At 71.0% G+C, this 14,770-nt stretch carries 10 protein-coding genes; 3 read left to right on the top strand and 7 right to left on the bottom strand.

Features of this window, described 5'->3' with window-relative positions:
- The 4 genes from ACFUNE_RS16970 to ACFUNE_RS16955 all read right to left on the bottom strand — a co-directional run.
- A partial coding sequence (locus tag ACFUNE_RS16970) for a DEAD/DEAH box helicase (RefSeq protein ID WP_383567770.1) occupies positions 1-1,590 on the bottom strand: 1,590 nt, incomplete at its 3' end.
- 198 nt (positions 1,591-1,788) lie between these two features.
- Positions 1,789-1,992: a cold-shock protein gene (locus ACFUNE_RS16965; protein ID WP_015607926.1), complete on the bottom strand. Its 204-nt coding sequence runs from the start codon at positions 1,990-1,992 to the stop codon at positions 1,789-1,791.
- Positions 1,993-2,557: 565 nt separating this feature from the next.
- The gene (locus ACFUNE_RS16960) at positions 2,558-3,070 is read right to left on the bottom strand and encodes a pyridoxamine 5'-phosphate oxidase family protein (RefSeq protein ID WP_383567767.1); all 513 of its coding nucleotides are present in this window, start codon (positions 3,068-3,070) and stop codon (positions 2,558-2,560) included.
- Between the two features lie 149 nt (positions 3,071-3,219).
- Positions 3,220-3,963 carry a vWA domain-containing protein gene (locus tag ACFUNE_RS16955; protein WP_383567764.1) on the bottom strand — a complete coding sequence of 248 codons (744 nt, stop codon included), beginning with the start codon at positions 3,961-3,963 and terminating at the stop codon, positions 3,220-3,222.
- A gap of 166 nt (positions 3,964-4,129) precedes the next feature.
- Between ACFUNE_RS16955 and ACFUNE_RS16950 the strand changes: the two genes are divergently transcribed.
- The 3 genes from ACFUNE_RS16950 to ACFUNE_RS16940 all read left to right on the top strand — a co-directional run bounded on the left by ACFUNE_RS16950 (position 4,130) and on the right by ACFUNE_RS16940 (position 7,377).
- On the top strand, positions 4,130-5,044 hold the full coding sequence (locus tag ACFUNE_RS16950; RefSeq protein WP_383567761.1) for a rhomboid family intramembrane serine protease: 915 nt from the start codon (positions 4,130-4,132) through the stop codon (positions 5,042-5,044).
- Between the two features lie 245 nt (positions 5,045-5,289).
- Complete coding sequence (locus ACFUNE_RS16945) at positions 5,290-6,030, top strand: dienelactone hydrolase family protein (RefSeq protein ID WP_383567758.1); 741 nt, start codon at positions 5,290-5,292, stop codon at positions 6,028-6,030.
- 99 nt (positions 6,031-6,129) lie between these two features.
- Positions 6,130-7,377, top strand: a complete 1,248-nt coding sequence (locus tag ACFUNE_RS16940; RefSeq protein WP_383567755.1) for an SLC13 family permease — start codon at positions 6,130-6,132, stop codon at positions 7,375-7,377.
- Between the two features lie 162 nt (positions 7,378-7,539).
- Here ACFUNE_RS16940 and ACFUNE_RS16935 read toward each other — a convergent pair whose 3' ends face one another.
- The 3 genes from ACFUNE_RS16935 to ACFUNE_RS16925 form a co-directional block, all read right to left on the bottom strand.
- Entirely contained in the window at positions 7,540-9,000 is a 1,461-nt protein-coding gene (locus ACFUNE_RS16935; RefSeq protein WP_383567752.1) for a glutamate synthase subunit beta, read from the bottom strand.
- A complete protein-coding gene (gene gltB, locus ACFUNE_RS16930) occupies positions 8,993-13,552 on the bottom strand; it encodes a glutamate synthase large subunit (RefSeq protein ID WP_383567749.1) in 4,560 nt (1,519 codons plus the stop codon). The genes ACFUNE_RS16935 and gltB overlap by 8 nt, the downstream gene beginning before the upstream one ends.
- Positions 13,553-13,989: 437 nt before the next feature.
- A complete protein-coding gene (locus ACFUNE_RS16925) occupies positions 13,990-14,721 on the bottom strand; it encodes a VIT1/CCC1 transporter family protein (RefSeq protein WP_383567746.1) in 732 nt (243 codons plus the stop codon).
- Between the last annotated feature and the right edge of the window lie 49 nt (positions 14,722-14,770).

The raw sequence follows: 14,770 nt of genomic DNA, 5'->3' as shown, positions 1-14,770 counted from the left end.
GCCGGCACCACCACGGGCCGCGCCACCGCCGGCGCCGCCACGCGCGCCGCCGCCCGCGCCACCGCGGGAAGCGCCGCCGGTGCCGCCCTGTGCGGCGCCCGAGCCCGCGCCCGTTCCGCCACGCCGGCCACGGCCGCGGCTGCCCGAGCGGAAGGACCCGCCGGCCGCCGCGCCGGCGCCCTGGCCGCCGCCGCGCGTACGCGGCTTGGGCTGCACCGGCTGCGGGACCTCGATGACGATGGCGACGCCGGACGGTTCACGGGCGCCCGTGATCCGGCTGAGCTCCTCGTCGCCGGACTTGATCCGGGTGGTGTGCGGCGCGATACCCGCGTCCTGCATCAGCCGGGTCATGTCGCGCTTCTCCTCCGGCAGCACGAGCGTGACGACGCTGCCGGACTCCCCTGCGCGCGCGGTGCGCCCGCCGCGGTGGAGGTAGTCCTTGTGGTCGGTCGGCGGGTCCACGTTGACGACGAGGTCCAGGTCGTCGATGTGGATGCCGCGGGCCGCCACGTTCGTCGCGACGAGGGCGGTGACCTGGCCGTTCTTGAACTGGTCCAGGGTGCGGTTGCGCTGCGGCTGGGACCGGCCGCCGTGCAGGGCCGCGGCCCGTACGCCGCTGGCGAGGAGCCGCTTGGCGAAGCGGTCGGCGGCACGCTTGGTGTCCACGAACATGATCACCCGGCCCTCACGGGCGGCGATCTTCGTGGCGACGGCCTTCTTGTCCGTCTCGTCCAGTACGTGGAGCACGTGGTGCTCCATCGTGGTGACCGCACCGGCGGACGGGTCGACCGAGTGGACGACCGGGTCGGTGAGGAACATCTTGACCAGCCGGTCGATGTTCTTGTCCAGGGTCGCGGAGAACAGCATCCGCTGCCCGTCGGGCTCGACCTGCTTGAGCAGCGCGACGACCTGCGGCATGAAGCCCATGTCGGCCATCTGGTCGGCCTCGTCGAGGACGGTGATCGCGACCTCGTCGAGACGGCAGTCGCCGCGCTCGATGAGGTCCTTGAGACGGCCCGGCGTGGCGACGAGCACCTCGGCGCCGCGGCGCAGCGCGCCGGACTGCCTGCTGATCGACATGCCGCCGACGACGGTGGCGACGCGCAGGTTCACGGAGGTGGCGTACGGGGTCAGCGCGTCGGTGACCTGCTGGGCGAGCTCACGGGTGGGGACGAGGACGAGCGCCAGCGGTGCGTGCGGCTCGGAGCGGCGTCCCGCGGTGCGGGCGAGCAGCGCCAGGCCGAAGGCGAGGGTCTTGCCGGAGCCGGTGCGGCCGCGTCCGAGGATGTCCCGGCCGGCCAGCGAGTTCGGCAGGGTGGCGCCCTGGATCGGGAAGGGGTCGGTCACGCCCTGTGCGGCGAGGGTCTTCAGCAGCGCGGCGGGCATGTCCAGCTCGGCGAACGCGTCGACGGCGGGCAGTGCGGGGGTGAGGGTCTCCGGCAGGGCGAATTCGCCGCCCTGGGCGGGCGCGGGCCTGCGTCGGGCCGGTGCCTTGCCGGATCCTCGGGTGGTCGCCTGTGCACGGTCCGTCCCGCGGCCCCTTATCGGGCGGTTGCGGGTCGGTCGGTCCTGGCGTTCGGAGCGGGTCATACGGAATTGCCCTCCTGGGGGATTCCTGGGGTTACTGCCGACTGCTGAGGTCTGCTGGATGTGCGCCCCAGGATGCAAGCACAGAGCAGATGTCCCGGTGGCGGAGCCGGACCGAGGACGGGACGAGCCGGAAACAGCACAAACCGGGGCCCGCACCTTCACGGTGCGGGCCCCGGCTGCGAGGTACGCGTCCGGCAATTAGGCCGGGACGATGTTCTCCGCCTGCGGGCCCTTCTGGCCCTGCGTGACGTCGAAGGAGACCTTCTGGCCCTCCTGGAGCTCACGGAAGCCCTGGGTGGCGATGTTGGAGTAGTGGGCGAAGACGTCAGCGCCGCCGCCGTCCTGCTCGATGAAGCCGAAGCCCTTTTCCGAGTTGAACCACTTCACGGTTCCAGTAGCCATGTCATTCTCCTAAAAGAGGTGCAGTGCCGGAAATCCGCACTTTACGAATTCCAAGTCGCCGCATTGAGCCCCACCCGGAGAAAGCCGGAAAACAATAAAGCGCCTGAGGAGGGTTCCCGTCAGGCGCACATAAAGTTCATGGGTACCAAAACTGCAACTCGGCAACCGTAGCACGTTCTGTCGTCGGATGGCAGGTCACACCGCACCGGCGTGCCGGAAAGTCCGCCGGGCGGGGCGCTGACGGAGTCCGTTCACGGTGGGTTCCGATATCAGCCCCCGAGGCTTCCCGCTCTGTTCCCCCAAGGGCTGCGCCCGCTTCGCGAGGCGCCGGAACCTTCCGTTCCGCCGAGAGTCCGGATCGCACCGGGCCCGTGTCGGAATGCTCGTACGGGAGCTCGTTTCACCCGCATGCCGTACCGGCGTCCGTCCGGGGTCGCGGGCCGGAGGCCGGGCGGATCGCCGGCGGTCGTTACGCCGGTCAGGTGCCGGGCGCCACCGGGCGGGGTCGCCCCGCTCCTGGAGCCGCCCCCGGGGCGCCTCGGGGGCGGCTTCGGGCCGCGGGGCGTCAGGACTCGCGGACGGGGCTGTCGTCGGCTCCCCTGCGCAGGGTGCGCAGGGGGTGGCCGGGCCGCCAGACCTGCACGACGAGGTCGTCGCCGTCGAGCCCGGTGCGGACCACCTCGGCGGGGTCGGCACGGAAGAGCAGGAAGGGTTCCGGCGGTGTCACCTCCTCGACGAAGCGGGCCAGCACGTCGGGGTCGGTGACCTCCACGGCCCGTCCGGAGACGCGGATGTCTCCGTCGGCCATCTCCGCGTCGGGCCCCGGGTTGGCCTGGATCGCGAAGCGGGGGTCGCGCCGCAGGTCGAGTGCCTTGCGGGAGTTGGGCATCATGCCGAACCACATCGCGTCCATCCGGAACTCCACCTCCAGGCCGGTGACCCGCGGGGAGCCGTCCGCGCGCAGGGTCGCGAGGACGTGGTGCTTGTACTGCTGGAACCGTTTCCGCACGGTGCCGGCGAGGGCCGGCTCCGCCGCGCTGAAGTCCTGCCACGCTGTCGGTGTCACGCTCGATGTCATGGGACCCATCGAACCCTCTAAACACGACATCCTCTGTCGGGATTCGCGGCGCGTCACCGGATAGGGCGGCGCCTCGTGGTGATCGGTCCGGGCGCGGGCCCTGTGTAGGGAGTCGGCGATCGGTCCGGGCCGGCGTCCGGCCTACGGGGTCAGCGGACGATGCCCTGGGCGCGGGCCGCCGCCAGCCAGTGGGGGAATTCGGCGACGAGCCGGTCGTACAGCTCGGAGTCCGGGAGGGTCCGGGGGTCGGGCCCGGCGTGGAAGAAGCCCGCGTTGTCGACGGGGCGCTTGGCCGGCACGGCGAGTTCGTCGAGCCTGCGCAGGAAGTCGAACTGCGAGCTCCGCTTGTTGCCGAAGCCGATGAACTGCCAGAACAACGGCAGTTTCGCCGCCTTGCAGAGGTAGCGTTCCGCCGCGTGCTTGCTGACGGGACCGCCGTCCGTCTGGAAGACCACGAGGGCGGGGGCGGTCGAACCGCTGTCGAGGTAGTGGTCGATGACGGCGTCCATGGCCAGGTGGTAGCTGGTCCTCCCCATGTGCCCGAGAGCGGCCACGATCGTGTCGATGCGCCCCTGGTGGTTGTCGAGGGATATGTCGGTGACGGCGTCGATGTCCGTGGAGAAGACGACGACGGGCACCCGTCCGTCGTCGTCCAGATGGGCCGAGAGCCCGAGGACCCGGTCGGCCAGGGCCTGGACGCTGCCGTCCCTGTAGTAGTCCCTCATCGAACCCGAATGGTCGAGGACCAGGTAGACGGCGGCCCGTCCGCCGCTCATCCCGTGCTTCTCCAGGGACACCCGCGCGCGCTCGTAATGGCCGGCGATCGCCGGTGCCTGCTCCCGCACCTTGCGCAGGCTGATGGCCGGGCCTGGGGTGACGGGCGAGCCGGTCATGCGGGTTCTCCGATCCGGGCGGCGCGCTTCTGCCCTGGTGGCTGGGGGAGTTCCGAGCGTAGGACACCCCGGCACCCAGGTGTGCCGGTCCCGACCGGCGTTCGCTATCTTGAGCGCCGCCGCCCCCGGCGGCCCTCCTCCCCGTCCACGAATGAAGGAGCCGGCCATGGAGGCCGCCGCCACCACGTGTTATCGCCACCCGTCGTACGAGACGTACGTGCGCTGCACGCGCTGCGACCGGTACATCTGCCCCGACTGCATGCGTGAGGCGTCGGTCGGGCACCACTGCGTGGAGTGCGTGAAGGAGGGGCAGCGTTCGGTCCGCCGGGCGCGCTCGCTGTTCGGCGGCGAGGTGCCGGACGCCGCGACGCCGATGGTGACGTATGTGCTCATGGCGCTGAACATCGTGGCGTACGTCGTCGAGGTCGTACGGTCCGGCACGGTCGACCGGTTCGGGATGCTCGGGGCGGCGCTGGCCGGGCCGGACGGCGCGCTGTACGTGTACGACGGCTGGACCTCGCCCGGCTTCGAGCTGACGGGGGTGGCGGACGGGGAGTGGTACCGGCTGCTGACCGGCGCGTTCCTTCACCTGCCGCCCGACGCGTCGTTCGGCGTGATGCACCTGGTCTTCAACATGCTCGCCCTGTGGAATCTGGGGAGGATCGTGGAGGGCCAGCTCGGGCGGGCGCGTTACCTCGCGTTGTACCTGCTGTCCGCCGTGGGCGGTTCGGTGCTGGTGTACCTGGTCTCGCCGGAGACGTCGGCGGTCGGCGCGTCGGGGGCGATCTTCGGCCTGGCTGCGTCCTTCTACGTCATCAACCGCCGTCTAGGCTCGGACATGCGGGCGGTCAACCGCTTCATGGCGGGCTTCCTCCTCTGGATGGTGATCTCCGCCGTGTTCACCTCGTGGGAGGGCCACCTCGGCGGGCTCCTGACCGGCGGCCTGGTGACGTACGGACTGGCCTACGCCCCGGCCAGGCTCCGGACGTCCGCGGCCCAGCTGGCGGGCGGGGCGGTCCTGGTCGTGATGCTGGCCGCGCTGGTCGCCGTACGGACGGCCTCCCTGACGGGCGCGGCCTGACAAGGACGGTACGCCGGAGAGGACCTGGCCGGCCGGCACGGTTCCTGCCCGGAGGACTACGGTGTGGCGCGATGACTACCGGGACGGCCTCGCGCCACACACGGATCGGTGACCCGGCGCTCCCCTGAGCGCCGCGCGGGCCGACGCCCGCCCACACCCGGACGAGGGGTCCGGCGCTGCCGCGCGGGCTCCTCCTGCTGTCGTGGTGACCTCGGCCGGACACGTCGACCACGACAGGAGAACTCATGCGCACCGAGACACGGACCCTGCACATTCCCACCGCGGACGGCCGGGCCGACGCCTTCGCCGCCTTCCCCGACGACGGTGAGCGGCACCCGGGGGTGCTGATGTACCCGGATGGCTTCGGCATCCGGCCCGTGCTGCGGGACATGGCCCGCCGGCTGGCGGGACACGGGTACTACGTGCTCGTCCCCAACCTCTTCTACCGGCAGGGCCCGGCACCGGTGGTCGAGCTCCCCGAGTACATCGGGAAGGAGGCCAGGCCGGCGATCTTCGCCCGGCTGATGCCCTTGATCGAGGCGCACACGGCGGAGCGCACCCTCAGCGACGCCGACGCCTACCTCGGGTTCCTCACCGGCCGGCCCGAGGTCGGCGCCGGACCGGTCGGGGTGACCGGCTACTGCATCGGCGGGCTCGTGGCGGTGCGCACCGCCGCGGCCCACCCGGGCCGGGTGGCCGCCGTCGCGGCGTTCCACGCCCCCGTGGGCGCCGACGGGCCCGGCGGTCTCGCCGGGCTGGCCGCCCAGGTCCACTTCGGCCACGCCGAGGGTGACATGACGCCCGAGTCCATGGACGAGCTCGACCGGGCCCTGGAGAAGACGGGTGCCGACTGCACGTCCGAGATCTACCCCGGTACCGTGCACGGCTTCACCATGGCCGACACCGACGCCTTCGACCCTGCCGCGCTGCGGCGTCACTGGGACCGCCTGCTGCCCCTCCTGGGGCGCACCCTCTCCGACGGCTGAGGCCCCGGACCCGTGGTTCTCCCCCGGCCCCGCCCTGGGCGACCTGACGGCGAACTCGCCGGTCCACGGCGTGAGTCCGCCTTCTGGGATCATCGTCCCATGGCAAGAGATCTCTCGGCGGGGGAACCCGGGGCCGGCGGGCCCGGTGAGGGTCCGCGCGGCCTTCTCCGGCGGCTGCACCCGCTCGACTGGCTGGCGGGCGGCCTGCTGGCGCTGGGGCTGCTCGCGATGGCGACCGGGCTGCTGCCCTCGGAGGCCGCGGCGGACGAGATGCGGCGTGTCGGGCCGCTGCTGGCGTTCCTGGGCACCGTGATCGTGATGGCCGAACTGACGGGCCGGGCCCAGGTCTTCGACGTGGTGGCGGCCTGGGTGGCGCGGGCGGGCCGCGGGCGGTATCCGCTGCTCTTCGGTCTCTGCGTGCTGTTCGCCTCGCTCACCACGATCACGCTGAACCTGGACACCACGGCGGTGCTGCTCACCCCGGTCATGCTGGCGCTGGCCGGCCGGGTGGGGATCGCCGCGGTGCCGCTGGCCATGACGACGGTGTGGCTCGCCAACACGGCGAGTCTGCTGCTGCCCGTCTCGAATCTGACCAATCTCCTGGCGGCCGACCGGGTGGCGCTCTCGCCGTCCGGTCTCGCCGCTGTGATGTGGCTGCCCCAGCTCGCGGCGATCGCCATGACGGCGTTCTGCCTGTGGGTGTTCTACTGGCGGCGCGGCCGGCGCGGCGCCGACCGGTACACCCCGCCGGGCGCGCCGGTGGCCGAGGATCCGGTCCTGCTGCGGATCTGTGCGGTGGCCTGTGCGGGCTTCCTGCTGGCGATCCTGGTCGCGGACGTTCCGCTCTGGTCGGCGTCGCTGACGGCGATGGTGGTCGTCGTGGTGGCGTTCGCCGTACGGCGCAGGCAGGAGCTGCGGCTGTCGCTGGTGCCGTGGCGGCTGCTGGTCCTGGTCCCGGGGATGTTCCTGGTGGTGCAGACGGTCGACGCGCACGGGCTGCACGAACTGCTGGAGTCCCTGCTCGGCACGGACAACGGCTTCGTGGGGATGCTGCGGACGGCGGCGGTGGGGGCCGGGCTGTCGAACGTCCTGAACAACCTGCCGGCCTATCTGGCGGGCGAGGCGGTCGTCCCGGTGGGCAACCGGGACCAGTTGCTGGCTCTGCTGGTCGGGGTCAACGTGGGGCCGCTCATCACTCCGTGGGCATCGCTGGCGACACTGCTGTGGTTCGAGCGGTGCCGCTGGCAGGGGACGCGCATCGCGATGGGCCGGTTCATGGGGACCGGCCTGGTGCTGTCGGTGACGGGCACCCTGGCCGCCGTGTGCGCGCTGGCGCTGGTCGGCTGAGTCCCCACGGCACCCCGGCCACCGTGTACGCGCCGGCACCGGCCGGCTGAGTCCGCACGGCACCCCGGACACGCCGCAGCGCTCGCCCATGTCCGGTCGGGGACGGGGCGAGCGCCGCGTTCAGTTCCGTACGCCGTTGTACGGGACGTCTGTGTGCCGTGATCAGACCATCAGGGAACGGTCCGTCGGGCGGATCGGGGCGTGCAGTGCGCTGGTCCCGGTCAGGAAGCGGTCCACGCCGCGCGCCGCGGAGCGGCCCTCGGCGATGGCCCAGACGATGAGGGACTGGCCGCGGCCCGCGTCGCCGGCGACGTAGACGCCGTCGACGTTGGTCGCGTAGTTCTCGTCGCGCGCGATGTTGCCGCGCTCGTCGAGGTCGAGGCCGAACTGCTGGACGAGGCCGTTGGCCTGGTCGGTGCCGGTGAAGCCCATGGCCAGGGTGACGAGCTGGGCCGGGATGACGCGCTCGGTGCCGGCCTTCTGCTCCAGCTTGCCGTCCTTGAACTCCACCTCGATGAGGTGGAGCGACTGGACGTTGCCGTCCTCGTCGCCCTCGAAGTGGGTGGTGGAGACGGAGTAGATCCGCTCGCCGCCCTCCTCGTGCGCGGAGGTGACCTTGTAGAGCATGGGGAAGGTCGGCCAGGGCTGGTTGGCGTTACGCTCCTCGCCCGGCTGCGGCATGATCTCCAGCTGGGTGACGGAGGCCGCGCCCTGCCGGTGGGCGGTGCCGACGCAGTCGGCGCCGGTGTCGCCGCCGCCGATGACGACGACGTGCTTGCCCTCGGCGGTGATCGGGGAGACCGTCAGGTCGCCCTCCTGCACCTTGTTGGCGAGCGGCAGGTACTCCATGGCGAAGTGGATGCCGTTCAGCTCACGGCCCGGGGCGGGCAGGTCGCGGGAGACCGTGGCACCGGCCGCGATGACGACCGCGTCGTAGCGGCGGCGGAGCTTGGCGGCGTCCAGGTCCTTGCCGATCTCCACCTCCGTACGGAACTTGGTGCCTTCCGCGCGCATCTGCTCGATGCGGCGGTTGATGTGCGACTTCTCCATCTTGAACGCGGGGATGCCGTAGCGGAGGAGCCCTCCGATGCGGTCCGCGCGCTCGAAGACGGCGACCGTGTGGCCGGCGCGGGTCAGCTGCTGGGCGGCGGCGAGACCCGCCGGTCCCGAGCCGATGACGGCGACGGTCTTGCCGGAGAGGCGCTCGGGCGGCTGCGGGGTGACGTCGCCGCTGTCCCACGCCTTGTCGATGATGCTGACTTCGACGTTCTTGATGGTGACGGCCGGCTGGTTGATGCCGAGGACGCACGCCGACTCGCACGGAGCCGGGCACAGGCGGCCGGTGAACTCCGGGAAGTTGTTCGTGGCGTGCAGGCGCTCGGACGCCGCCGACCAGTCCTCGCGGTAGGCGTAGTCGTTCCACTCGGGGATGAGGTTTCCGAGCGGACAGCCGTTGTGGCAGAACGGGATGCCGCAGTCCATGCAGCGGCCGGCCTGCTTGCTGATGATCGGGAGCAGCGATCCCGGAACGTAGACCTCGTTCCAGTCCTTGACGCGCTCGCCGACGGGGCGGGTCTCGGCGACCTCGCGTCCGGTGGTCAGGAAGCCCTTGGGGTCAGCCATTGGTCGCCGCCTCCATCATCTTCTCGGTGGTCTCCTGCTCGGAGAGACCGGCGAGCTCAGCGGCGTCCTTGGCGGCGAGCACTGCCTTGTAGGTGGACGGGATGATCTTGCTGAAGCGGGCGACCGTGGAGTCCCAGTCGGTCAGCAGCTTCTCGGCGACCGTGGACCCGGTCTCCTCCTGGTGGCGGCGCACGACGTCGTGCAGCCACTGCTTGTCGGTGTCGTCCAGGGCCTCGACGGCGCCGACGTTGCCGGTGTTGACGTTGTCGAGGTCGAGGTCGATGACGTACGCGATGCCGCCGGACATGCCGGCTGCGAAGTTGCGTCCGGTCTCGCCGAGGACGACCGCGTGTCCGCCGGTCATGTACTCGCAGCCGTGGTCGCCCACGCCTTCCGAGACGACCGTCGCACCGGAGTTGCGGACGCAGAAGCGCTCGCCGGTCCGGCCGCGGAGGAACAGCTCGCCGCCGGTCGCACCGTAGCCGATGGTGTTGCCGGCGATGGTGGAGTACTCGGCGAGGTGGTCGGCGCCGCGGTCCGGGCGGACGATGACGCGGCCGCCGGAGAGGCCCTTGCCGACGTAGTCGTTGGCGTCGCCCTCCAGGCGCAGCGTCACGCCGCGCGGTACGAACGCGCCGAAGGACTGGCCCGCGGAGCCGGTGAAGGTGATGTCGATGGTGTCGTCGGGCAGGCCCGCACCACCGAACTTCTTGGTCACCTCGTGGCCGAGCATGGTGCCGACCGTCCGGTTGATGTTGCGGATCGCGATCTGCGCGCGGACGGGCTGGGCCGCCTCGGCGCTGTCGGCGCCCAGGGCGTCGGCGGCGAGCTTGATCAGCTCGTTGTCGAGGGCCTTGGCCAGGCCGTGGTCCTGCTCGGCGATCTGGTGGCGCACCGCGCCCTCGGGGAGCTCGGGCACGTAGAAGAGGGGCTCGAGGTCGAGGCCCTGGGCCTTCCAGTGGGTGACGGCCCGCTCGGTGTCGAGGAGTTCGGCGTGGCCGACGGCCTCCTCGATCGTGCGGAAGCCGAGCTCGGCGAGGATCTCGCGGACCTCTTCGGCGATGAACTCGAAGAAGTTGACGATGTACTCGGCCTTGCCGGAGAACCGGTCGCGCAGGACGGGGTTCTGGGTGGCGATGCCGACCGGACAGGTGTCGAGGTGGCAGACGCGCATCATGACGCAGCCGGAGACGACGAGCGGAGCGGTCGCGAAACCGAACTCCTCGGCGCCGAGCAGCGCGGCGATGACGACGTCGCGGCCGGTCTTGAGCTGACCGTCGGTCTGGACGACGATGCGGTCGCGCAGGCCGTTGAGCAGGAGGGTCTGCTGGGTCTCGGCGAGGCCGAGCTCCCAGGGGCCGCCCGCGTGCTTGAGCGAGGTGAGCGGGGATGCGCCCGTGCCGCCGTCGTGGCCGGAGATGAGGACGACGTCCGCGTGGGCCTTGGAGACGCCGGCCGCGACCGTTCCGACGCCGACCTCGGAGACCAGCTTCACGTGGATGCGGGCCGCCGGGTTGGCGTTCTTGAGGTCGTGGATCAGCTGAGCCAGGTCCTCGATGGAGTAGATGTCGTGGTGCGGCGGGGGCGAGATCAGGCCGACGCCCGGGGTGGAGTGCCGGGTCTTGGCGACCCACGGGTAGACCTTGTGGCCGGGCAGCTGGCCGCCCTCACCGGGCTTGGCGCCCTGCGCCATCTTGATCTGGATGTCGTCCGCGTTGACGAGGTACTCGCTGGTCACACCGAAGCGGCCGGAGGCGACCTGCTTGATGGAGGAGCGGCGTGCCGGGTCGTAGAGGCGGTCGGAGTCCTCGCCGCCCTCGCCGGTGTTGGACTTGCCGCCCAGCTGGTTCATGGCGACGGCGAGGGTCTCGTGCGCCTCCTGGGAGATGGAGCCGTACGACATGGCGCCGGTGGAGAAGCGCTTGACGATCTCGGAGGCGGACTCGACCTCGTCGATGGAGATCGGTGCGCGGCCCTCCTTGAAGTTGAACAGGCCGCGGAGCGTCATGAGGCGCTCGGACTGCTCGTTGACCCGGCCGGTGTACTTCTTGAAGATGTCGTACCGGCGGTTGCGGGTGGCGTGCTGGAGGCGGAAGACCGTCTCGGGGTCGAACAGGTGCGGCTCGCCCTCGCGGCGCCACTGGTACTCGCCGCCGATCTCCAGCGCGCGGTGCGAGGCGGAGATGCCGGAGGCGGGGTACGCCTTGGTGTGCCGGGCGGCGACCTCCTTGGCGACGACGTCGAGTCCGGCGCCGCCGATCTTGGTGGCGGTGCCGTTGAAGTACTGGGCGACGAAGGACTCGTCGAGGCCGACGGCCTCGAAGACCTGGGCGCCGCGGTAGGAGGCGACGGTCGAGATGCCCATCTTGGACATGACCTTCAGGACGCCCTTGCCGAGGGCGTAGATCAGGTTGCGGATGGCCAGCTCGGCGTCGATGCCCTCGATGAACGTACCGGCGCGGACGAGGTCCTCGACGGACTCCATCGCGAGGTACGGGTTGACGGCGGCGGCGCCGTAACCGATGAGGAGCGCGACGTGGTGGACCTCGCGGACGTCGCCGGCCTCGACCAGCAGGCCCACCTGGGTGCGCTGCTTGGTGCGGATGAGGTGGTGGTGGACGGCCGAGGTGAGCAGCAGCGACGGGATCGGCGCGTGCTCGGCGTCGGAGTGCCGGTCGGACAGGACGATGAGGCGGGCGCCGTCCTCTATGGCGGCGTCGACCTCGGTGCAGATCTGCTCGATGCGGGCCGCGAGGGCCTCGCCGCCGCCGCTGACGCGGTAGAGGCCGGCCAGGGTGGCGGCCTTCATCCCCGGCATGTCGCCGTCGGCGTTGATGTGGATGAGCTTGGCCAGCTCGTCGTTGTCGATCACCGGGAAGGGCAGCGTGACGGCGCGGCACGCTGCGGGCGACGGCTCCAGGATGTTGCCCTGGGGGCCGAGCGTGGAGCGCAGCGAGGTGACGAGCTCCTCGCGGATGGCGTCCAGCGGCGGGTTGGTGACCTGCGCGAACAGCTGGGTGAAGTAGTCGAAGAGCAGCCGGGGGCGCTCGGAGAGCGCGGCGATCGGCGAGTCGGTGCCCATGGAGCCGAGGGGCTCGCCGGCGGTGCGGGCCATCGGGGCGAGGAGGACGCGGAGCTCCTCCTCGGTGTAGCCGAAGGTCTGCTGGCGGCGGGTGACCGAGGCGTGGGTGTGGACGATGTGCTCGCGCTCGGGGAGGTCCTCGAGCTCGATCTCGCCGGTTTCCAGCCACTCCTCGTACGGGTTCTCGGCGGCCAGGGACGCCTTGATCTCGTCGTCCTCGACGATGCGGTGCTCGGCGGTGTCGACGAGGAACATCTTGCCGGGCTGGAGGCGGCCCTTGCGGACGACCTTGGCGGGGTCGATGTCCAGGACGCCGACCTCGGAGGAGAGCACGACGAGGCCGTCGTCGGTGACCCAGTAGCGGCCGGGGCGCAGACCGTTGCGGTCGAGGACCGCGCCGACCTGGGTGCCGTCGGTGAAGGTGACGCAGGCCGGGCCGTCCCAGGGCTCCATCATCGTGGAGTGGTACTGGTAGAAGGCGCGGCGGGCCGGGTCCATGGACGCGTGGTTCTCCCACGCCTCGGGGACCATCATCAGCACGGAGTGCGGCAGCGAGCGGCCGCCGAGGTGCAGGAGCTCCAGGACCTCGTCGAAGGAGGCGGAGTCGGAGGCGTCGGGGGTGCAGACCGGGAAGATCCGGTCGAGCTGCGCCTCGCCGAAGAGGCTGGAGGCGAGCTGGGACTCGCGGGCCTTCATCCAGTTGCGGTTGCCCTTGACCGTGTTGATCTCGCCGTTGTGCGCGACGAAGCGGTACGGGTGGGCGAGCGGCCAGCTCGGGAAGGTGTTGGTGGAGAAGCGGGAGTGGACCAGCGCGACCGTGGTGGCGAAGCGGCGGTCGGAGAGGTCCGGGAAGAACGGCTCCAGCTGCCCGGTGGTGAGCATGCCCTTGTAGACGATCGTGCGTGCGGAGAGCGAGGGGAAGTACACCCCGGCCTCCCGCTCGGCGCGCTTGCGCAGGACGAAGGCCTTGCGGTCCAGCGCGATGCCGGTGCTCGTCCCGTCGGCGACGATCAGCTGGCGGAACTCCGGCATGACGGCGCGGGCGCCGTTGCCGAGGATGTCCGGCGTGACCGGGACCTGGCGCCAGCCGAGGACGTCGAGGCCCTCTTCGGCGGCGATCTTCTCGATCTGCTTGACGGAGTCGGTGGAGTCGTCCGCGGGCAGGAAGGCGATGCCGACGGCGTAGGAGCCGGCCTCGGGGAGCTCGAACGCGACCTCTTCACGGAGGAAGGCGTCGGGGACCTGAAGGAGTATGCCGGCGCCGTCACCCGAGTCGGGCTCGGATCCTGTGGCGCCGCGGTGTTCGAGGTTGCGCAATACGGTCAGCGCCTGCTCGACCAGCTCATGGCTGGCCACACCGGTCAGAGTGGCCACGAACCCGACGCCACAGGCGTCGTGCTCGTTACGGGGGTCGTACATTCCCTGCTGGACAGGGCGACCGTCCATGGGCGACCAGGCGTCGGAACGCATCGGCTCTCCCGTCGTCGTCGTGGCATGTGCTGTGCCGAGGGACGACGCTGGCCCTCTGCGAAATTTCGTGCAGGTTACATGATGGAACGCTTCTCAAAAAGCGGATAGGTCGTTCCAACATGCGGACACCACGGAGCCGTGGTGCGGGTGGGTCACGAACGAGAGGACCCTCGTGGATCACTGCCCGGGGGAGACCGCAGAGTGCAGGCGTCGTTGCCCGCGAGTGTCTACGGCTCTTGCCCAGCGGTCATGGAATCGAAACCGCCGGGTAACGGCTACTTATGTGTAGCGCTGCATAGAGTCTCATTTTAGGGTCGTCATACCCCGTACGCCCAGTGACGTGCGTCAAGACGTACGTCACACCGGTGCAACACCGCGGGACGCCCGGGAAGTCCCGGGAGAGGGGCCGACCGGCCGAGAGCACCCCCTGCGGAGCCTCAGCCTGCGGCGACACCGAAGAGCGAGCCCAGAGCGTACGTGATCGCGGCGGCCGTTCCCCCCAGCACGAGCTGGCGCAGCCCGCTGAACCACCAGCTGCGGGCCGTCACCCTGGCCACCACCGCTCCGCAGGCGAACAGGCCGGCCAGGGCGAGCAGCACGGCGGGCCACAGCTCGTCGGCGCCGAGCAGGTAGGGCAGCACCGGCAGCAGGGCACCCAGCGCGAAGGCGCCGAAGGAGGACACGGCGGCGACGAGCGGCGAGGGCAGGTCGCCCGGGTCGATGCCCAGTTCCTCGCGGGCGTGTATCTCCAGGGCCTGCTCCGGGTCCCTGGACAGCTGCCGGGCGACTTCCCGGGCGAGGGCGGGCTCGACACCGCGCGACTCGTAGAGCGCGGCGAGCTCCTCCATCTCGTCCTTGGGGTGTTTGCGCAGCTCACGCCGCTCGACGTCGAGCTCGGCCTCGACGAGCTCCCGCTGCGAGGCGACGGAGGTGTACTCCCCCGCGGCCATGGAGAACGCGCCGGCGGCCAGCCCGGCCAGCCCCGTGACGACGATGGTCTGCTGGGAGACCGCGCCCCCGGCGACGCCCGTCATCAGGGCGAGGTTGGAGACGAGACCGTCCATGGCGCCGAACACCGCGGGCCGCAGCCAGCCGCCGTTCACATCACGGTGGGTGTGGTTGTCGCGGTGCGCCTCGTGCAGTACGGCGTCGGTCTCGATGATGGACACAGCTCTCCCCTTCTCCGGGAGCGGACCCCGTGGACTTCTCCCGCTCCGC

This window comes from Streptomyces sp. NPDC057287 (assembly GCF_042667905.1).
GTDB lineage: Bacteria > Actinomycetota > Actinomycetes > Streptomycetales > Streptomycetaceae > Streptomyces.
The sequence above is the reverse complement of the archived record's forward strand: the minus strand, read 5'-3'. Positions and strand labels throughout refer to the sequence as shown.